At 64.9% G+C, this 19,630-nt stretch carries 17 protein-coding genes and 1 pseudogene; 10 read left to right on the top strand and 8 right to left on the bottom strand.

Going from position 1 to position 19,630, the window contains the following annotated elements:
* Positions 1 to 9: 9 nt before the first annotated feature.
* The 6 genes from LXM88_RS27190 to LXM88_RS27165 are packed head-to-tail and all read left to right on the top strand — an operon-like array spanning position 10 to position 7,490.
* Positions 10 to 579 (top strand): methyltransferase family protein, encoded by a 570-nt coding sequence (locus LXM88_RS27190; protein WP_262545836.1) that lies wholly within the window; start codon positions 10 to 12, stop codon positions 577 to 579.
* Positions 580 to 596: 17 nt separating this feature from the next.
* A complete protein-coding gene (locus LXM88_RS27185; protein ID WP_262545834.1) occupies positions 597 to 1,880 on the top strand; it encodes a glycosyltransferase in 1,284 nt (427 codons plus the stop codon).
* On the top strand, positions 1,877 to 3,478 hold the full coding sequence (locus tag LXM88_RS27180) for a DHA2 family efflux MFS transporter permease subunit (protein ID WP_262545832.1): 1,602 nt from the start codon (positions 1,877 to 1,879) through the stop codon (positions 3,476 to 3,478). The genes LXM88_RS27185 and LXM88_RS27180 overlap by 4 nt, the downstream gene beginning before the upstream one ends.
* A 10-nt stretch (positions 3,479 to 3,488) precedes the next feature.
* Entirely contained in the window at positions 3,489 to 4,427 is a 939-nt protein-coding gene (locus LXM88_RS27175) for a glycosyltransferase family 2 protein (RefSeq protein WP_262545830.1), read from the top strand.
* Positions 4,428 to 4,434: 7 nt separating this feature from the next.
* Positions 4,435 to 6,300, top strand: coding sequence for an efflux transporter outer membrane subunit (locus LXM88_RS27170; protein ID WP_262545828.1), 1,866 nt, complete (start codon positions 4,435 to 4,437; stop codon positions 6,298 to 6,300).
* Positions 6,300 to 7,490, top strand: a complete 1,191-nt coding sequence (locus LXM88_RS27165) for an HlyD family secretion protein (RefSeq protein WP_262545826.1) — start codon at positions 6,300 to 6,302, stop codon at positions 7,488 to 7,490. Before LXM88_RS27170 ends, LXM88_RS27165 begins: the two co-directional genes overlap by 1 nt.
* A gap of 770 nt (positions 7,491 to 8,260) precedes the next feature.
* Here the strand turns inward: LXM88_RS27165 and LXM88_RS27160 are convergent.
* Both LXM88_RS27160 and LXM88_RS27155 read right to left on the bottom strand, forming a co-directional pair.
* Positions 8,261 to 8,893, bottom strand: a complete 633-nt coding sequence (locus tag LXM88_RS27160) for a type VI secretion system amidase effector protein Tae4 (RefSeq protein WP_262545824.1) — start codon at positions 8,891 to 8,893, stop codon at positions 8,261 to 8,263.
* 2 nt (positions 8,894 to 8,895) lie between these two features.
* The gene (locus LXM88_RS27155; RefSeq protein WP_262545822.1) at positions 8,896 to 9,453 is read right to left on the bottom strand and encodes a PAAR domain-containing protein; all 558 of its coding nucleotides are present in this window, start codon (positions 9,451 to 9,453) and stop codon (positions 8,896 to 8,898) included.
* A gap of 85 nt (positions 9,454 to 9,538) precedes the next feature.
* On the opposite strand from LXM88_RS27155, the pseudogene LXM88_RS27150 reads away from it, so the two are divergent.
* A pseudogene (locus LXM88_RS27150) lies at positions 9,539 to 9,730 on the top strand (hemolysin secretion protein D); the annotation flags it as partial.
* A gap of 256 nt (positions 9,731 to 9,986) precedes the next feature.
* Entirely contained in the window at positions 9,987 to 11,183 is a 1,197-nt protein-coding gene (fdhA, locus tag LXM88_RS27145; RefSeq protein WP_262545820.1) for a formaldehyde dehydrogenase, glutathione-independent, read from the top strand.
* 218 nt (positions 11,184 to 11,401) lie between these two features.
* Here fdhA and LXM88_RS27140 read toward each other — a convergent pair whose 3' ends face one another.
* Together LXM88_RS27140 and LXM88_RS27135 are read right to left on the bottom strand one after the other, a co-directional pair.
* Positions 11,402 to 12,151, bottom strand: coding sequence for a hypothetical protein (locus tag LXM88_RS27140; protein WP_262545818.1), 750 nt, complete (start codon positions 12,149 to 12,151; stop codon positions 11,402 to 11,404).
* 262 nt (positions 12,152 to 12,413) lie between these two features.
* Entirely contained in the window at positions 12,414 to 13,835 is a 1,422-nt protein-coding gene (locus LXM88_RS27135; RefSeq protein WP_262545817.1) for an aminotransferase-like domain-containing protein, read from the bottom strand.
* A 267-nt stretch (positions 13,836 to 14,102) separates the two neighbouring features.
* Here LXM88_RS27135 and LXM88_RS27130 point away from each other — a divergent pair, with 267 nt between their 5' ends.
* Positions 14,103 to 15,515 (top strand): discoidin domain-containing protein, encoded by a 1,413-nt coding sequence (locus LXM88_RS27130; RefSeq protein ID WP_262545815.1) that lies wholly within the window; start codon positions 14,103 to 14,105, stop codon positions 15,513 to 15,515.
* A 237-nt stretch (positions 15,516 to 15,752) separates the two neighbouring features.
* Here the strand turns inward: LXM88_RS27130 and LXM88_RS27125 are convergent, their stop codons facing one another.
* Both LXM88_RS27125 and LXM88_RS27120 read right to left on the bottom strand, forming a co-directional pair.
* Positions 15,753 to 16,202, bottom strand: coding sequence for a hypothetical protein (locus tag LXM88_RS27125; protein WP_262545813.1), 450 nt, complete (start codon positions 16,200 to 16,202; stop codon positions 15,753 to 15,755).
* On the bottom strand, positions 16,192 to 16,629 hold the full coding sequence (locus LXM88_RS27120) for a M35 family metallo-endopeptidase (RefSeq protein ID WP_262545812.1): 438 nt from the start codon (positions 16,627 to 16,629) through the stop codon (positions 16,192 to 16,194). The genes LXM88_RS27125 and LXM88_RS27120 overlap by 11 nt, the downstream gene beginning before the upstream one ends.
* Positions 16,630 to 16,754: 125 nt before the next feature.
* Here LXM88_RS27120 and LXM88_RS27115 point away from each other — a divergent pair, with 125 nt between their 5' ends.
* Positions 16,755 to 17,846 (top strand): IS630 family transposase, encoded by a 1,092-nt coding sequence (locus LXM88_RS27115; RefSeq protein ID WP_262530515.1) that lies wholly within the window; start codon positions 16,755 to 16,757, stop codon positions 17,844 to 17,846.
* A gap of 160 nt (positions 17,847 to 18,006) precedes the next feature.
* Here LXM88_RS27115 and LXM88_RS27110 read toward each other — a convergent pair whose 3' ends face one another.
* A complete protein-coding gene (locus tag LXM88_RS27110) occupies positions 18,007 to 18,543 on the bottom strand; it encodes a PAAR domain-containing protein (protein WP_262545811.1) in 537 nt (178 codons plus the stop codon).
* Positions 18,544 to 18,553: 10 nt separating this feature from the next.
* Positions 18,554 to 19,237 (bottom strand): hypothetical protein, encoded by a 684-nt coding sequence (locus LXM88_RS27105; protein WP_262545810.1) that lies wholly within the window; start codon positions 19,235 to 19,237, stop codon positions 18,554 to 18,556.
* Positions 19,238 to 19,630: the final 393 nt, after the last annotated feature.

Here is a 19,630-nt window from a genome sequence, read left to right as displayed (position 1 = left end):
AGGCCAGCCGTGAATATCGTTCAGACCATCGCCATCGTCGTTCCCTGGGCCGCATGGCTCGCGTACTGGATCGCCACGTCGCAAGGCGTGAAGACGACCGTGCGCAAGGAGGCGTCGCGCTCGCGCACGCTGCAGTCGATTCCGCTGATCGTCGGCGGCGCGCTGATCATCCTGCCCGATCCGTCATGGCAGGCTTTGGTTCCCGACTTGCAGCGCTTCGGGCTGCAGGCGCAGTGCGGGCTCGCGGTGCTGGTCGCGGGCCTGCTGTTCTCGGTGTGGGCGCGGCTGCATCTCGGCACGAACTGGAGCGTGTCCGTCACGCTGAAGGAAGACCACGAACTCGTTCGCACGGGGCCGTACGCGCTCGTGCGTCACCCGATCTACACGGGTTGCCTGATCGCGCTCGTCGGCGCCGCGCTGATCGGCGGCGAATGGCGCGGCGTGATCGGCGTGCTGCTCGTGTTCGCGTCGCTCGCGTACAAGGTGCGCGTCGAGGAAAGCTGGCTGACCGGGCATTTCGGGCCGGCGTACGCGCAGTACCGTCGCGAGGTCGCGGCGCTGATTCCCGGTTTCTACTGAACCCCGCGAGGCGCGCGATGGCGAAGATGATCGTGACCGCGATCGGCTCGGCGGGCGACGTGCATCCGTTGCTCGGCGTCGCGCGCACGCTCGCGGCGCGCGGTCACGAGGTCGTGTTCTGCACGCACGCGCCGTTCGAGGCGGCCGTGCGTCGCTGCGGTTTCGCGTTCGTGCCGGTCGGCACCGCGGCCGAGTACGACGCCGCGATGGCGAATCCCGCGCTGTGGGACCCGCGCACGTCGTTCCGCACGCTGTGGCAGGTGATCGCGCCGATGCTGCGCCCGCACTACGACGCGCTGCGCGCGCTGGCCGACGACGATACGGTGCTGGTCGGCACGCTGTGGGCGTTCTCCGCGCGCTTCATGCAGGAGCTGCACGGCACGCCGTACGTGTCGGTGCAGGTGTCGCCGTCGACGCTGCTGTCCGCGCATGCGCCGCCGACGCACCCGCGCCTGACGATTCCCGCACGCTGGCCGCTGCCCGTGAAGTCGGCGCTGATGACGCTGATCGAGTGTCAGGTGCTCGACCGCGTTTGCGGCCCCGCGCTGAACGCGGTGCGCCGCGATCTCGGGCTCGCGCCCGCTCGTCGCGTGCTCGGCCGCTGGCTGCATTCGACCGACGGCGTGCTGTGCCTGTTTCCCGGCTGGTTCGCGCCGGCACAGCCCGACTGGCCGTCGAATCATCTGCAAAGCGGTTTTCCGCTGTTCAACGACATTACGACGCCCGACGAAGATGCGGAACTGGATGCGTTTCTTGCGGCCGGCGAGCCACCCGTCGTGTTCACGGCCGGCTCGACGCTGGTCGATCACGCGGCGTATGCGCGCGCGGCGGCGGACGCGCTGCGCGCGACCGGCGCGCGCGGGATCCTGCTGACGCCGCACGATGCGGCGCCGGACGGCAACCGGTTGCTGGTGCGCCGCTTCGTGCCGATGCGCACACTGCTGCCGCGTTGCCGCGCGCTCGTGCATCACGGCGGGATCGGCACCGCGGCGCTCGCGTACGAGGCCGGGATCGTGCAGGTCGTGACGCCGTTCGCGCACGACCAGTTCGACAACGCGCAACGCGTCGCGGCGAGCGGCAGCGGCGTGCGTGTCGATGGCCCCGTCGATGGCGCGCGTCTCGGCGCGGCGCTCGCGCACGTGCTCGACGAACCCGCGTTCGCGGTGCATGCGGAGCGTGCGCGTGCATTGCTCGCCGCCGCGCCGGACGGCTGTCACGCGGCCGCCGATTTCATCGAACGGTTCGCGCCGAAGCGCAGGCGGGTGACCGCGCGGGCCGATGTCGCGGCGGCCGGCGCATGAGCACCGCGTCGCCGCTTCGCGACGCGCCCGGTGCGCCGTCCGCGTTCGATGCGCCGGCCCCGGCGTCGGAACCGGCCGCGCTGCCGGTGCGCGGCATCCGGCTCGCGCTGCTGACGTTCGCGCTGTCGCTCGCGACCTTCATCGAGGTGCTCGATTCGACCGTGACGAACGTCGCGGTGCCGGCGATCTCCGGCAGTCTCGGCGTATCGAACAGCCAGGGCACGTGGGTGATCAGTTCGTATTCGGTCGCGGCCGCGATCGCTGTGCCGCTGACGGGCTGGCTCGCGCGCCGCGTCGGCGAACTGCGGCTGTTCGTCGGCGCGGTGCTGCTGTTCACGCTGACGTCGCTGCTGTGCGGGCTCGCGCGCGACCTGCACGTGCTGGTGATCTGCCGCGCGCTGCAGGGGCTGTGCTCGGGGCCGATGGTGCCGCTGTCGCAGACGATCCTGCTGCGTACGTTCCCGCCGGACAAGCGAACGATCGCGCTCGCGCTGTGGGCGATGACGGTGCTGCTCGCGCCGATCTTCGGGCCGGTGGTCGGCGGCTGGATCGTCGACAATTTCTCGTGGCCGTGGATCTTCCTGATCAATCTGCCGATCGGGCTGTTCTCGTTTGCGGTGTGCACCGCGATGCTGCGCCCCGACGCGCAGCGCGGCGCGGCCGGCCCGATCGACGTGCCGGGCATCGTGCTGCTCGTGATCGGCGTCGGCTCGCTGCAGGCGATGCTCGATCTCGGCCACGATCGCGGCTGGTTCGATTCGCCGCTGATCGTCGCGCTCGCGGTGGTCGCGGGGCTCTCGATCGTGTCGCTGCTGATCTGGGAGGCGGGCGAAGCGCATCCCGTCGTCGATCTCGGCCTGTTTCGCGACCGCACGTTCTCGTTCTGCGTGCTGATCATCTCGCTCGGGATGATGAGCTTCTCGGTGGTCGGCGTCGTGTTCCCGCTGTGGATGCAGGCCGTGATGGGCTACAACGCGTTTCATGCCGGGCTCGCGACCGCATCGCTCGGCGTGCTCGCGCTCGTGTTCTCGATCCTCGTCGGCCTGTACGCGCATCGCTTCGACGCGCGCGTGCTCGCGACGGTGGGCTTCCTCGTGTTCGCGGGCGTGCTCGCGTGGGACGCGCATTTCGCGCTGAAGATGACGTTCGCGCAGATCGCCGCGCCCGGCCTGATCCAGGGGATCGGGCTGCCGCTCTTCTTCATTCCGCTGACCGCCGCGACGCTGTCGCGCATCCCGGACGACCGGCTTGCCGCCGCATCGAGCCTGTCGAACTTCCTGCGCACGCTGTCGGCCGCGTTCGGCACCGCGATGAGCGTGACGCTGTGGGACAACCGCGCGACCTATCACTACGACGTCGTGTCGCAGTCCGTCACGCAAGCGTCGGCGAACACGCAGCGCTTCGTGCATGCGCTGAACACGATGGGCGTGGACGGCGTGCGCGAGCTGACGACGCTGCACCAGGTCGTGATGCAGCAGGCGTACATGATGGCGACGAACGACATGTTCTGGATGGCGAGCATGACCTGCGTCGTGCTCGCGGCAATGATGTGGCTGACGCGGCCGAAGCGCGGCGCGGCAGCGTCCTTCGGACATTGAGGAGACGGACATGACGACACTCGGCGCACTCGTGATCCTGTATCACCCGAGCGACGCGCAACTCGACGCGCTTGGCGCATGGCGGCATGCGTGCGACGCGTTGCTCGTCGTCGACAACACGCCGCAGCCCGATGCGCGGGCGCGCGACCTGTGCGCGCGCGAAGGCATCGCGCTGCTGCATCACGGCAATCGCGGCGGGATCGCGGGCGCATACAACGCGGGGCTCGCGGCGCTGTTTCGCGATCGCATCGATGCGGTCGCGCTGTTCGATCAGGATTCGTCGGTGCCGGCCGCGTATTTCCCGACGATGCGCGATGTCTGCGCGGGGCTCGCGGGGCGCGCGTTCCTGGCCGGCCCGCGCATCTTCGACGAGAACGCGCGCAGCTTCCTGCCCGAACTGTCGACCAACGGGATCGGGCTGCGCCGCCTGCGCATCGAACCGGGCGCGCCGCTGCAGCGCTGCGCGTTCCTGATCTCGTCGGGCTGCGTCGTATCGCGCGACGCGTTCGACCTGCTCGGCCGGTTCGACGAGACGCTCTTCATCGATCACGTCGATACCGAATACAGCTTCCGCGCGCTGTCGCGCAACGTGCCGCTCTATGTCGTGCCGTCGCTGGTGCTGCCGCACCGGATCGGCGCGAAGCAGCGTCACGCGATCGGCCCTTTTGAAATGACGTCGATGAATCATTCGTGGCAACGGCGCTACTACAGCGCGCGCAATGCGGTGCAGCTCGGGATGCAGTACGGGCTGCGCTTTCCGGTGGCGATCGTGCCGAACCTGCTGACCGTGTGGCAGGTCGTTCAGATCGCGCTCGTCGAGCGCGACAAGCGCGCGAAGCTCGCCGGCATCCTGTTCGGTGTCGCCGACGGCCTGTTCGGCCGGCTCGGTCCGCTCGAACGCACGCGGCCGCGGCTGGCTGCACGCGCACAGCGCATTCAGCAGGGGTGAGGGCGCGATGCGGCGTGTGAAGAAAGCGGCGGGTCTGGCGTATGGCGTGCAACGCGGCTCGATGGTCGCGGCGGCGGCCGTGCTGCTGGCACTGGGCGGATGCGTGCCGTCGGGCTTCCTGCCTTCGCTGTCGCTGCGCGCGCCGGCCGGCGATGCGCTTGCGCACACGGCCGGCCCCGGCGCGAACGGCACATGGCCGGCGCCCGACTGGGTGAAGCAATTGCAGGATCCGCAGCTCGACGCACTGGTGGCGGAGGCGTCGCAGAACAACCCCGATCTGCAGGTCGCGCAGGCGCGGCTGCGGATCGCGCAGGCGCAGCTTCAGCAGTTCGATTCGCTGACGGGGCTGACGGGCACCGCTGGCGCGACGGTCAGCCGCGCGCGGATGCCGAAGCCCGGCGACATCGCCGACGTGACGGCCGGCGGCTATCGCGTGCCGGTCGAGATTTTCGGCGATCCGATCGTGTCGCCGTCGTCGGTGTTCGTCGGACTGAACTATCAGCTCGACCTGTGGGGGAAGAACCGTGCCGCGACGAAGAGCCTGATGTCGCTGCGTGACGCGGCCGGTGTCGAGGCCGAACAGGTGCGGCTCACGCTCGCCGTCGCGATCGTCACCGTGTATTGCCAGCTCGATCAGGCGTACGCGACGCAGGATCTGCTGCAGCAGAAGCTGAAGGTCAGCCAGCGCGTGACGACCGTGCTGCGCGAGCGCACCGCGCGCGGCCTCGATAATGCGTACGACGCGAGCGATGCGTCGATCAAGCGCAGCAAGCTGCTCGCGCAGATCGCGCTGAGCGACGAGCAGATCAAGCTCGCACAACTGCAGCTCGGCGTGCTGTCGGGGCGCGGCCCCGAGCGCGGGCTCGCGTTGCAGCGGCCGCGCGTCGGCGCGTTCGCGGGCAGCGCGGTGCCCGCGCGGCTGCCGGCCGACCTGCTCGGCCGCCGGCCCGACATCGTCGCCGCGCGGCTGCGTGTCGAAGCCGCGTTCGCGAATGCCGATTCGACGCGCGCGCAGTTCTATCCGGACGTGAACCTCGTCGCGCTCGGCGGCGTGTTTGCGCTCACGCCCGCGTCGCTGTTCTCGCGCGACTCGCTTGCAGGGTCCGTCGGTCCCGCGATCTCGCTGCCGATCTTCGATCGCGGCCGGCTTAAAGCGAAGCTCGGTGCGGATGTCGCGCAGGCCGACGTCGCCATTGGCCTGTACAACAAGACCGTCGACGATGCGCTCGGGCAGGTCGCGCAGTTCGTCACGTCGCTGCAGACGTCGCAGACGCTCGTCGCACAGCAGCAGGATGCGGTGGCGGCCGCGCAGAAGATCGTGCAGATCGCAGCCGGCCGCCACCGGCGCGGCGTGCTGATGCAGAAGGACGTCGATGTCGCGGATCTCACGCTGATCGACGAGCGCGCCCAGATGATCGCGTTGCTCGGCCGGCAGCGGACGCTGCGCGTCGGGCTGATCGGCGCGCTGGGCGGCGGGTTCGATGCGGGCGCAACGGTTGCGCAGGCAACTGCCGTGCATCTGGCGCGCAGCGGGGCCGCGAGGCGCGGGGCGGCGACTGCTACGGTCGCTGGCGCCGCTCCGGCCGCGAGCCGGGCGGCGGCTGGTGCTTCCGCCGATGCGCGCCAGGGACGCAGTGTCGTGCCACCGGCTACCGGCACGGCGAGTGCCGCACCCGCGACCGCACCCGCACCCGCACCTAGCGACGACGCGGCGCGTCCGTCGACGATCGGTACGACCAACCCCGGCGCGACGCCTCGCGGCACGCCTGTTCTCGCGCGCACGGCATCGGCAAGCCCGGCGCCGGGCCCGTCGGTTACGCCGGCGATCCCCGTCTTCCAGCACGATCGTCTGATCGTTACGCAAAGCGACTGATGCACCACGATAACCTTCATACCGCCGCGCAGCCGGCCGCGCTGAACGACCCGGCACTCGATGCGCGCCGCGCGACGCGCCGCAGGCGCTTCACCGTGTTCTTCGTGGTCGTGCTGCTGGCCGCGCTCGCGTGGATCGCGTACTGGCTGTTGAGCGACCGCTATTACGAAGACACCGACGACGCGTATGTCGCGGGCAGCATCGTGCAGGTCGCCGCGCAGATTCCGGGCGCCGTGACCGACGTGCTGGTTGCCGATACGCAGGCCGTGCGCGCCGGGCAGACGCTCGTGCGGCTCGACGACACCGAGGCGTCCGTCGCGTTCGCGCAGGCGAAGGCGCAGCTCGCGCAGGCCGTGCGGCAGGTCGCGAACGCGAAGATCTCGAACACGATGTACGTCGAGGCCGTGAACGCGCGACGTGCCGACCTGTCGCTCGCGCAGCGTGCGTTCGCGGCGCGCTCGGGCGCATCGGTCGAGATCGTCGCGCCCGAGGAACTGGCGCGTGCGCGCGCGGCGGTGGCCGGCGCGCAGGCGAATCTCGCGGCCGCGCAGGCGCAGCTCGACGCCGCGCGCGCGCTCGGCAGCAAGCTGTCGATCGACGAAAGCCCGGCCGTCGTGCAGGCAGCCGCGCAGTTCAAGCTCGCGTACCGGAACCTGAAGCGCACGACGATCGTCGCGCCCGTCGACGGCACGATCGGGCAGCGCTCGGTGCAGGTCGGCCAGCAGGTCGGGCCCGGCGTGCCGCTGATGTCGGTCGTGCAGTTGAACCGGCTGTGGATCGAGGCGAATTTCAAGGAAGGGCAGATCCGCCATATGCGCGTCGGGCAGCCGGTCGAGGTCGTGTCGGACCTCTATGGCACGCGGGTGGCCTATCGCGGCCGTGTGCAGGGCTTCTCGGCGGGCACGGGCAGCGCGTTCTCGATGCTGCCGTCGCAGAACGCGGCCGGCAACTGGATCAAGGTCGTGCAGCGCGTGCCGGTCGTGATCGCGATCGATCCGCGCGATCTCGCCGCGCATCCGTTGCGTGTCGGGCTGTCGATGCGCGCGACGGTCGACACGCACGACCGCAACGGCCATGCGCTCGACAGCGAGCCGCCGACGCCGGCCGTCAGCACGCGCGTGCACGACGGCGTCGCGAGCGAGGCCGATGTGGCCGCCGCGGCGGTCATTCGCGAGAATCAGGGCGGGTGAGTGCTTTGGGGCTCGATTGGCCGCGGGCAACCGGACAACGTATCAGCCGACAGGCCCTAACGCAGGTATTGCATACGTTGCGAGATGGAACATCACGACGAAGAGGGGGGCGCAATCGAACGTGATTCCCCGCTTGCGTGCAGACCATCGCTGATACGCGATGGCGTTGAGTATGGGGAAAGCGATGGACGGGCGGAGTCGCCATCCTGCCGGCAGCAGACGAAAAAATAGATGATGCCGATTCGTTCGTTAGACTTGCTCTGCCAATCCCGGCCCATGATATTTTGGGGCTTGCCTGGGCGAAATCGATAGGTGCATTACTCCGCAGGTCGACAAGTCATTGAGGGTGACAATCGCACTCAACTTGATACGCAGCGATCGCTCGGTGCGTTTGTGGCGCGATATGGGCGCCGGAGAACAATGAAACCGGCCCGCATTGTGCGGACCGCGTGATTACTTCGCGAAGTAATCGGCAAGGTAAAGGGTGCTGGTCACGACAAGAATTGCGATGCCCCATAGCGCCCACTTTCTGACCGGCCATCGCTTCCAAGCAACCGCGTTAAGTGCGCAGAATGCTATAGCGGGGCCGCAAAGATACGAAATCAATACCGGTGCAACCCACCAAGGAGTTGCGCATTTACCTAGCTCGTTGCAGCCAGTCGCGATGCGGTCAGGTCTTGCGGACCCGTGGACATGACTGAACGTGTAGAAGAAAGTCCATGTGACGAGCAATCCGAACAGCAAGCCGCATAGCGATATCGCAATTCGTTTCACTTGATTTCCCAAAATAGAATTTTCTTCGATCCGCCAAGGTCGGAATAAGCGGCTTGTGAAAACAAGGTTTCTCCCTGTCGAAACGACGAAGTCCCGAAGTATCGTCCCCATGTCGCGAAGCCATTCCAAAAGCTACTAACTGTTAAGCGTGAGCCGTTCCAGAGATCTATGTGTCCGCCCGTCGCACTTGATGCGGATTCGCCGTCCCGTGTCCAATACTTTGAGAACTGAATGATACCTGTACGGCCCTTGACCTTAGATTCCCAATCTGGTCCTGTGATGTTCTCGGCTTTTGGAAGACCGGAAAATGGTTGTAGCTGCAACCATTCGCCTAGTTCATCGGCGCGTGTCGCTGTCGACTTTCCGTCAAGCATGATGCGTCCGATTGTCTTTGCACCTGACATCGGCTTGACCGTTTTTGAATTGAACGACTTCATATCGACGCCGACACGATGCAACGTGACACTTAAGCGGATGGCGCATTGATTCTTGTATGCCGGATCGTCGTACGGGTTGCCGGAAGGGAAGTTATCCCACAGCTCTTTGAACGTGATTGCAGGAACAGGAATCGACTTCTGCGATCGTGGTGTGTCGTTTGAGCGGACCTTTGACGGTTTGGTATGCGGCATTGTTATTCGTCCCCGTGTTGCTTCGCAAGTGCATCGTCGCCCCAGAAGACTGTGTAGTGGTCAGGGTTGTCGCCGGTATGGATTCGCGGCAAGACTCCATCCGTACCAAGACGGCCGGAATGCACGCGCCCGTCTGCCGTTTCGATGTAGTAGGGTAAGCCATCCACCTGATGTTCGGTTGCCCTCACTTGCTCGTCGAAGGCCCCTTTTTTGATCGACGCGACGCCGCCAGTTGTAGTGAGGCTCGAAATCACCCTCCCGCTGCCTTCTACTCGGTCATCGCACCATTTTTCGCCACCGAGCGATGCGACGATGTGTGGGGGTGTCGGGCACGCGCAGATCACGATGTCGCCATCTAGCGCGACTTCGCCCATGAATTTTATTCGGTATGGCCCGCCTGACTTGGCGATAACTCCGGGACGCTTGCATGCGGTACAGAAAGCCGGTCCGCCAATCAGGGCGGCTTGATGACTGCCCATCTTGAACGTCGGCCCGCTGTACGCGCTTATCTGGCCGCCGCTCGAAAGCGTGTCGCCTACTACTGCGATTCGTCGCATCATGCTCTCAGTCTCCCTCGGAAAGCGATAATCCTAGCTTCACGGTGCTTAGAGCCATCTCAATTTAGCGGCGATACGATTCGAGACAGAAGATCTCGCCGCGCACCCGCTGCGCGTCGGGCTGTCGATGCGCGCGACGGTCGACACGCACGACCGCAACGGCCACGCGCTCGACAGCGAGCCGCCGACGCCGGCCGTCAGCACGCGTGTGCACGACGGCGTCGCGAGCGAGGCGGAAGCGGCCGCCGCGGCGGTCATTCGCGAGAATCAGGGCGGGTAACGCCCGCCGAAAAAAGGGCAGGGCCGGTCGTAAGGACCGGTCCGACCCGAGATGCATCCCGCTGCGTCCCGGCCTTCCCGTCGTTTCCCGCCCGACTTTCGTATTTCCGCCATCGATGTCGGCGCAGTTCAAACGCATGTCGCGTTTGAGACATCGGCGCCCCTGCCTCCCGGACTACTCTCGAACAGCACGTTGCGTGCGCGCCGCATTCGCCGGCGTGCCGCCGCGCTATCCAACGAGACATGGAGACAATACGATGAGCAGCAATCGAGGTGTCGTCTATCTTGGACCGGGCCAGGTCGAAGTCCAGAGCATCGATTATCCGAAGATGGTCGATCCGAGCGGCCGCGCGATCGGCCACGGCGTGATTCTGAAGGTGGTCAGCACGAACATCTGCGGTTCCGACCAGCACATGGTGCGCGGCCGCACGACCGCACCGGTCGGCCTCGTGCTCGGTCACGAGATCACCGGCGAGGTGGTCGAGATCGGTCGCGACGTCGAGACGCTGAAGCTCGGCGATCTCGTGTCGGTGCCGTTCAACGTCGCGTGCGGGCGCTGCGCGATGTGCAAGGACACGCATACGGGCGTGTGCCTGAACGTGAACCCGTCGCGTGCCGGCGGCGCATACGGCTACGTCGACATGGGCGGCTGGATCGGCGGCCAGGCGGAATACGTGCTCGTGCCGTATGCCGATTTCAACCTGCTGAAGTTCCCCGACCGCGACCAGGCGATGGCGAAGATCCGCGATCTGACCTGCCTGTCCGACATCTTGCCGACCGGCTATCACGGTGCGGTGAGCGCGGGCGTGAAGCCGGGCTCGACGGTCTATATCGCGGGCGCGGGCCCGGTCGGGATGGCGGCGGCCGCCTCGGCGCGCCTGCTCGGCGCGGCCGTGACGATCGTCGGCGACATGAACGCGGAACGCCTCGCGCACGCGAGGGCGATGGGCTTCGAGACGGTCGACCTGTCGAAGGACGCGTCGCTCGGCGAACAGATCGAACAGATTCTCGGCGTGCCCGAGATCGACTGCGCGGTCGACTGCGTCGGCTTCGAAGCGCACGGCCACGGTTCGTCGGGTCACTCGGAAGAGGCGCCCGCGACGGTGCTGAACTCGCTGATGGAAATCACGCGGCCGGCCGGCGCGATCGGCATCCCGGGCCTGTACGTGACGGACGATCCGGGCGCGAAGGACAAGGCCGCGCAGCACGGCAGCCTGAGCATCCGCTTCGGCCTCGGCTGGGCGAAGTCGCATTCGTTCTTCACGGGCCAGACGCCGGTGCTGAAGTACAACCGCAACCTGATGCAGGCGATCCTGTTCGACCGTCTGCCGATCGCGAAGATCGTCAACGTCGAAGTGATCTCGCTCGACCAGGCGCCGGAAGGCTACAAGAAGTTCGACGGCGGCGCGCCGCGCAAATTCGTCATCGACCCGCACGGGTTGCTGGCGGCCTGATGCGCTAGTCTTCGAAACGCGCAACACGCAACGCGAAACGGGCGGCGCCGGAAACGGGCCGCCCGTTGTCGTTGCGGGGGCGGCGAGGCGGGCGGTGCATGCGTCGGCGTCGGCGATTGACCCATTGAACGTCATGCATCCGTCGCGACACAAACGAGGTTTTGTGAAGGCCGGTTCAGAAAAATGAATCGGTGGGCGAGAACGGCCGGACCGCGCACTCAGTGACCGCGATAGAGCTTCGCGACGTCGGCGTTGCCGGTTGCGGTGCGCCGCGCGTGGTCGGTGTGCAGGCTCACCCGGCGGGTGCGATGCACGGGATCGCGACTGCCTCGCCAGTCAGCGAGGCGAACTGCCCCGCCGTGCGTCCGGCCGGGCTCGCGAATCGACGGCGCGGCCTGCGCAACCGGCATCCGGTTTGCGGGTTCGCCGGCGCTCGGGCCGCTGTGTTGTGGATTGGCCGCCAGTTGCGTTCCATCAGTCGAATGAAACGGATAGACGGGCACCGGCAACACCGGCGGCGCCGGATCGGTCGACGCATGCAGGCCGGATTCGGTCGCTGACGCGGCAGGCGTACCGGAGCCGCGACAAACGGGATCGGCCTTGCATGTCCGATCGACCATCACGTAGCCGCCGACCAGCAGCACGAGCGTCAGGATGCTCAGGATCGGTGCGCTCGATGCGCGAGGCCGCCGGAAGGCCGCGTTGCGCAGCGTACGCGCGATGCGCGACGACCACGTATGGAAGGACTGCGGCGCATGCGTGGCGAGCGCGTCGTCCGACGCGCGGCGAATCGGATCGAACGGCCAGTTCCACTGGCCGCAGACAGGGCAGTGCTCGAGTGCGCGGAAGGCCACGAAGCCGCATTCCCTGCAGCGGCAGCACGCGGGATGCCGCGATTCGGCGCGCGTGTTCAGCACGGCGCGCCACGCATCGTGCGCGCGAACGTTCCGGTTGGGGAGGACTCGCATCGTTCGAAGCGGCAGGCGCCGTCAACGAGACGAGCGATCGCCGATGACCGCGATTGTTTCGTAGCCGGCAATCGATCCACGCGTGCCGGCATCCAGCGGAGCGCGCGTCGTCGACTGTCGTTCGCATGCGGTGCTCATGTGATTCTCCATAACATCGGACGTGTGGCACACGTTCGTCCGTGGACGTCTTCCGTTTCATTCTTTGTCGCTCGCGAGCGAAACGCAAGGCGCATGTCGGTCGTCGCGATCCGCGCGTTCTGCGCTAACCGTCTTGCCGCTGCCGGGCCGCGAGCATCCCGATGGTTTGCATCGCACGTTCGACAGCCGGCGTCCACGGCCGGCCGTAGTTGAGCCGCAGATAACGGCGGAATCCGCCGGTCGCGGAAAAGATCGGCCCCGGCGCGATGCTGACGCCGTTTTCCATCGCATCGCCGAACAGGTGCATCGCGTCCACGCGCGGCGGCAGTTCGATCCACAGGAAATACCCGCCGCCGGGCGTGAACACTTCGGTGCCGGCGGGAAAATACGCGCGAACGGCGGCGAGCATCTGCGCCTGGTGCGCGGCGAGATTGCGCCGCAGTTTCTGCAGGAACCGGTCGTATGTGCCGTCGCGCAGGTAGCTCGAAATCGCCATTTGCGCGGGCACGTCGGCCGACGGCGCGCTCGCGCCTTTCGCCTGACGGATTTGCCGCACATAGCGCCCGGCTGCGACCCAGCCGATCCGGAACCCGGGCGCGAGGCATTTCGAGAACGAACCGCAATGCAGGACGAGCCCGCTGTCGTCATACAGTTTCGCGGGGCGCGTCGGCACCGATCCGAAATGCAGTTCGCCATACACGTCGTCCTCGATCAGCGGCACGCCGCGCGACGCGAGCAGGTCGATCAGCGCGCGCTTGCGCTCGTCGGTCAACGTCGCGCCGGTCGGGTTGTGGAACGACGTCATGAACCAGCAGGCGCGCACCGGATGCGTGTCGAGCGCGTCGGCGAGCGCATCGAGGTCGAGGCCGGTGCGCGGGTCGACCGGAATCTCGACGGCCTTCAGGTGCAGGCGCTGCACGGCCTGCAGCACCGCGTGGAATGCCGGTCGTTCGATCGCGACGATGTCGCCGGGGCGCGTCAGCGCCTGCAGGCTGAGCGTCAGCGCTTCGAGCGCGCCGGTCGTGATGACGATCTCGTCCATCGGCAAGGCCGCGCCCGCGCTCAGGTAGCGCAACGCGATCTCGCGACGCAGCGCGTCGTTGCCGGGCGGCAATCCGGACAGCAGTTTCGTGCGATCCATGCTGCGGGCCGCCGACGCCACGTAGCGCCACAGGCTGCTCATCGGAAACAGCGAATAGCTGGCGAATGCCGAGCCGAGCGGGACGATGTCTTCGCATTTGAGCGAGTCGAGCAGGCGGAACAGCGGGTCGTCGCCGCCGGTTGGCGCGGCGGCCGGCTTGCGCGGCGGATCGTGGCTGAATCGTACGTGTTTGTCTTCGAGGTTCGCAACGAAATAACCGGACCGCGCACGCGCGACGATCAGACCCTCGCTTTCGAGCGCGTAGTACGCGCGAAACACGGTGGACGGGCTCACGCCATACGCGCGGCAGGCTGCGCGCACGGTGGGGATGCGCGCACCGGCCGGCAGGTCGCCGCGCCGGATCGCATCGGCGATCGTCTGTGCCAGCGCCGCATATCGCTTCATGCCAGCCCTCCGGCCGTTCGGGCCTTGCTGAAAAAAGAGTAGCACGGCACCCGTCGTGCGCCATTGCGCCCCAATCGCTGATCCGCACGTTTTTGATGGACTTTGATCCTTTTCTTTCGTCTGACGAGCGGGCATGATTTCGCAAGTTTTTTTCCCGACGTCTGACTATGAAGGAGTCCACGCTGCCCGGCGGCTGATCCGTGACCCTTGCGCGTCCCGCGCGCGACCTTGTCTGCGGCGTCCTCACCTTACCCGGAATCATTCAGCGTGAAATCGAAGACCCTCATCGCGGGCCTGGTGGCCGGCCTCGCCCTCAACCTGTTCAGCGGCGCCGCCACGGCGGCCTGCATCAGCAATCCCGCGGCCCAGCCGAACGCGACGTTTCCCGCCGCGCTGACCGGCAAGCTCGTCTATCACAGCTACGTCAACTACGGCGACGGCACGAGCCAGTTGTTCCTCTACGACTTCTCGGCGCATACGCTGACGCAACTGAGCAAGAGCACGTGGGGCATCACCGATCCGATGAACGGCGTGTTCAGCCCAGACGGAAAATGGATCGCGTTCATGGGCATCAGCAATGGCGCATGGAACGTATTCATGCTGCAGCTCGGCGCCGGCACGCCGCCCGTCAACATGACGAACAGCACGGGCGCCACGCGCAACGAGGACCCGAAATTCAGCGCGGACGGCAAGACGCTCGTGTTCAAGCAGAACGGCGACGTCAAGCAGGCCACGCTGTCGTACACGAGCGCGGGCCCGGTGTTCACGACGGTCGTGAGCCTGACGAACGCGCCGGCCGGCGCCGAATACTCGATGCCGTTTCTCGCGCCGGATTCGAGCGCCGTGTACTACGCGACCGGCACCGGCTCGAACATGGGGCTGATGAAGCGCACGATCGCGACCGGCGCGACCGCCGTGTTCGATCATCCGGCCGGTCTGCAGACGTACTACCCAATCGTGCGTGCGGACGGCATGGTGTTCTACGCGCGCTGGAAAGACAGCGGCGGGGCCGACCAGATCTATTCGAAGACCGCCGACCCGGCGTCGACGCCGAATGCGTTGTCGCTCAACGACTGCATCAGCAACAACTCGGACCCGGCGCCGGTGAACGGTACGAACTACCTGTTCTTCTCGTCGACAACAGCGGGTGGCTATCAGCTCTACGTCGGCGACGTGACGACCGGGCAGCGCTGGAGCCTGTCGCAGTTCGGCGTGAATGCCGATACGACGAAGGCGAAGCTCGGGTCGAGCTACTACGGCGGCCCGGCCGCCGCGCAGCCGACGCTGCTGTCGCAAGGGCGTCCGGCCGCCGCGTCGGCGAGCTACAACGCGTCGCTCACGCCCGACAAGGCGTTCGACGGCAACACCACGGGCACGCGCTGGGATTCGCCGGAAGGCGCCGGTGTCGGTACGCAATGGATCTCCGTGGATCTCGGCGCGGTAAAGCACATCGATCACGTCGATCTGTACTGGGATGCGGGCGCGCTCGTCTATCAGATCCAGACGTCGAACGACAACGTCAACTGGACGACGATCTATTCGACGAGCAACGGTGGTTCATATACCCACGTCACGCTGCCGAATCTCAACGGAAGCGGTCGCTACGTGCGGATGCTCGGCACGCAGCGCGCGACGCAGTGGGGTTATTCGCTCTACGAAATGCAGGTGTGGGGATCGTAAGCGCGAGCCGGACGCGGACTTCAAGGTCTCCGCATGGTGTCGGCCTCATTGCTGCTGCGATCGCCGATACGTAGCAGATTCCGGTATCGCGATGTTTGGGATGTTGCCGGGCGCATGTACATTCTATCTATCGCGAGCGCCGGTCTGACCAGACGAGGAAAGATGCGAGCGAAGTCGCTGGAAAGGCAGGAAGAATACGGCCCGCTTTGCGCGGGCCGGTAACTGCGTCGTGTAACGTCAGTGCGTCTTAGGTATCGGGTTCAGGTTCGGGCAACAGTGATCAGGGCACCCCGGACTAACGTTCACCTCGACGCGCCGGCCTGATTGCCCGAACTCGTCCGGCTTGAAGATGTGACCCATGAAATCGCTTTTCTCGCCACGGATTGAAAGCTGACCTAAGGCACTCATCACGTTTTCCGCCCGTCGTGTTGCAAGCTGCTGCGCGTCCTGCTCGTTTTTTTCGGCCAGTCCTACGAGCCATACCGTGTCGATGATCGGAAAGCGCCTGTGCAGGTCGCTGGACCACGCCGATAACCTCGACAGCTCGGTCGGAGAAATCGCGCTCGAATCGGTATCGAAAACAATGTCGATGTAATGGGCGGGCATGTTCGACGGACCGTCACACGCGAACGCCGCATGTACGCAGCTCAACGTCAGCGCGGCGGCGGTCAGGAATTTAGTCACCATCGACAACGTACCCCGCAATGCTGTCGGCATTGTTGATTGCCAAGGCCGGATGTGATCGCCCCCATTCGGGAAGGAACCGTGTAATTGTGTACTGGTCGTCGGTAGATGACATGGTGTCGTGGAAGTGAGTCGCTTCGTGGATGATAGTGGAAACGTGAGAATCAGCATTCGCAGTCCACGGGCGCATCGTGCAGAATCGCGCGCTAATGGCGATCGTATGGGTTGTCGTGTCCGGCGCGCATACGTGCGCCGCCTCCCCGTCAGTGCCGACCGGGTTAGGTGTGCATCCGGTCGCCAGATCGGCGGCGCTGCCGGCACGGACAACGTTTTTTTCATTGAACGAGCGCACTACCCTTACGACCTTCGTTAGTCCCGTCAACAGGTGCATACGTGTTGCCTCGTCGTCACGACCGAACCACTTGAACACGCGGTCTTTCTCGTACTGCGACCACTTTTGTAAAGAGACTACGCGAGCGTCTAGTGTCCTGTTCTGTTGTTAACTGATCTATGTTCACGTAGCATGTTGACGTCAACGGAACGGGAGACGTCAGCATGGCGATGGGACGACCGAAGGCGGAACTGGTGCTGAGCGAAGACGAGCGCTCTCAGCTGATGTCGATAGCACGTTCTCGTTCGATTTCGGCTGCGCTGGTCGCGCGGGCGCGCATCGTGCTGGCGGCTGCTGACGGCGAACCCAACAGCGCGATCGCGCAACGCCTGCAACTCACGCGTGCCACGGTGGGCAAGTGGCGTCTGCGGTTTCTGGAGCAGCGAATCAACGGACTCTATGACGAAGTACGCCCCGGCAAGCCACGCACGATCGACGACGAGCGGCTGGCTCAACTGATTCATAAGACCCTGCACACGAAGCCAGCAGATGGCTCCACTCACTGGAGCGTGCGCACGATTGCCGCCGAAACTGCCATCTCGCCAACGAGCGTGCACCGTTACTTCAAGCTGCTGGGTCTGCAACCGCATCGCAGCGAAAGCTTCAAGCTCTCGACCGATCAGTTCTTCATCGAGAAGCTGCGCGATGTGGTCGGCTTGTACTTGAGCCCACCGGAGAACGCCCTGGTGCTGTGCGTGGACGAGAAGAGCCAGTGTCAGGCGCTCGAGCGCACGCAACCGATGCTGCCGATGGGTTTCGGCTACGTCGAAGGCGTCACGCACGACTATGTTCGTCACGGTACCACCACGCTGTTTGCTGCACTGAACGTGCTCAATGGCGCCGTGCTCGCGACCTGCAAGCCACGTCATCGACACCAGGAATTCCTGTCGTTCCTGCGTGAAATCGACAAGGCTGTCCCGGCTGATCTCGACGTGCACTGCATCGTGGACAACTACGGCAGTCACAAGCATCCGAAGGTCAAGGCGTGGCTGGCAGCCCGCCCCCGCTGGCACATGCATTTCATCCCCACCTACAGTTCGTGGCTTAACCAGGTCGAACGCTTCTTTGCGCTGATCACTGACAAAGCGATCCGCAGAGGCTCGTTCAGCTCGGTCAAACAACTGATCAACCGTATCGATCAATTCGTCTCCCACTACAACGAAAACTGCAAACCGTTCGTCTGGACCGCGTCAGCCGATTCCATCCTCGAAAAGCTGCACAGACTTTGTTCGCGAATCAGCGGAACAGGACACTAGCTTCTCGATGGCCTTGGCCTGTGCCTTGGCGAACACGGCCCGGAATTCCGGGTTTGTCATGTTTTCGCAGATCGGCCGCAAGTCAACGTCGGCGAAATGCTGCGATCCTGCGATGGTGTTTGTCGTTGTCTCGGCAACGGTAGTTTGGTTCCCCATCTCCTCAATCCTCGATTACAAGCTTCAAAGCCTGCGCGTATTCGGTCTGCACGCGCGCGGTACAACCGTGCCGATCACTCACGCCGGACGCAAGCACGTTCCCGGATCGGTCCTTGATCCAATAGCGCACGTTGTTTAACGGCTGTTTTGTCCGCACGTCGCGGATCACGAACTGATCGTCATGGATGCCCGACTCGGGCGCGTGTCTTGCAGGGGTGTATGCCGACCGCGCGGCGAACGGGTTCGCGGCGCTGCGGCCGCCGTCGCCGCCATAGAAAATTGTGCTGTCGCTACCCGCGATGAGTCGGTTTTTCCCGCATGGACAGAGTACGGCGTCACCCTCGAGAGCAACACATCGGCCGTGGTGAATCATTCGCTGCGCACCGCCCACTATCGGGAATGTCCCCTCGCAATTTCCGCATGTCGCCTTGTCACCATCCAGGGCTACCTGTTTGCCGTGATTGAACATCGTCGACGTAGCGGCGATGACGACGCCGCCCGTTGTCGTCGGGTCGCCGTTCCTGACTGCTCGTCGGCTCATAGTCGTTTCCTCAATCGAAGTTGGTAAAGACCCAATCGGCTGACTCGGGGTCATAGATCGCGAATTGATCGATCGCAGCGCCTTCAACAGCGATGGTCGATGGCATATGTGCCAGTGCTTCGGCCTCTGCATCGGCTATCTGATCAGCGGTCCACGTATCCATTGCGTCAAGCGTCTCGCTGAACCCGGATAGTCCGGCCCGTAGATACGCTGTTTCGATGCGTTCGACCACGCTATCGGGGAAGCGGATAGTGAAGTGGTCGCGATGTTCGAGCGGTACATCGAAGGATGCAGACGTGTAGATCATTAGCGGATGACCCGCATCGGAAACCACCAAGCGACCCTCGGTCGCCCCATAGGCGTAGTTCACGGCGACCGACAGTCGGCCATGCTGTTCCATGAAACGACGCGTGTCGACTTGCCGGAAATCGATCGGCCAAAAGTGATCATCGTCGCGTGCAAGCGTTCGGGAACCCATGACCGCGTCGAGGGGCGAAAGGTAGGTGCAAATGAACGGATCGCTCGTGCAGATCATCTGCATGTTGCCGCAATGCATCGGATCGAATGCATCCTGCGAACAGGTTTGCGTGGCGTGTAGTTGCTGCACCATCGCGTAAAGCGGGATCGATGAGTGAAGAAAATACGGACAATCGACATGCTCCATTTCTGCCATGGGATCGGATATCTTGTGCATGGACGAGCTATGGAAGGTCGCAGTTAACGACTGATTTGTATATGGGACGAGTATGATTTTTGAATTAGGAATCCAATTGAAAATTGGATTTATTGACGAGCGGCAATGTTGGATCGAACGACGGGCGATCAATCGAACATTAACGTCCACGAATCGCTCGGCAAAGTGCCCCGTAATCTCGGACCTGCCTGTCTGCTGTCGGCACTGCCGGCCAAAAAGTGGTTGCAAGCTGATTCATGAATCGCCGGAAAAACGCATTGGGGGCTCGACATTTGGCGTCTGCGGCGGAATGGATCGAAGGTGATTGGGACGACCTGGTAATGGGCACGCCATGCCGCATCGACGAACCATTCGCGGCACACCGGCGCATGCGGCGTGGTCGTGATGGCGTCG

It is taken from the genome of Burkholderia sp. S-53 (assembly GCF_025560745.1).
GTDB classification, from domain to species: Bacteria; Pseudomonadota; Gammaproteobacteria; order Burkholderiales; family Burkholderiaceae; genus Burkholderia; species Burkholderia pyrrocinia.
Note: the sequence above shows the minus strand (reverse complement) of the source record. Positions and strands in the feature narration are given on the sequence as shown.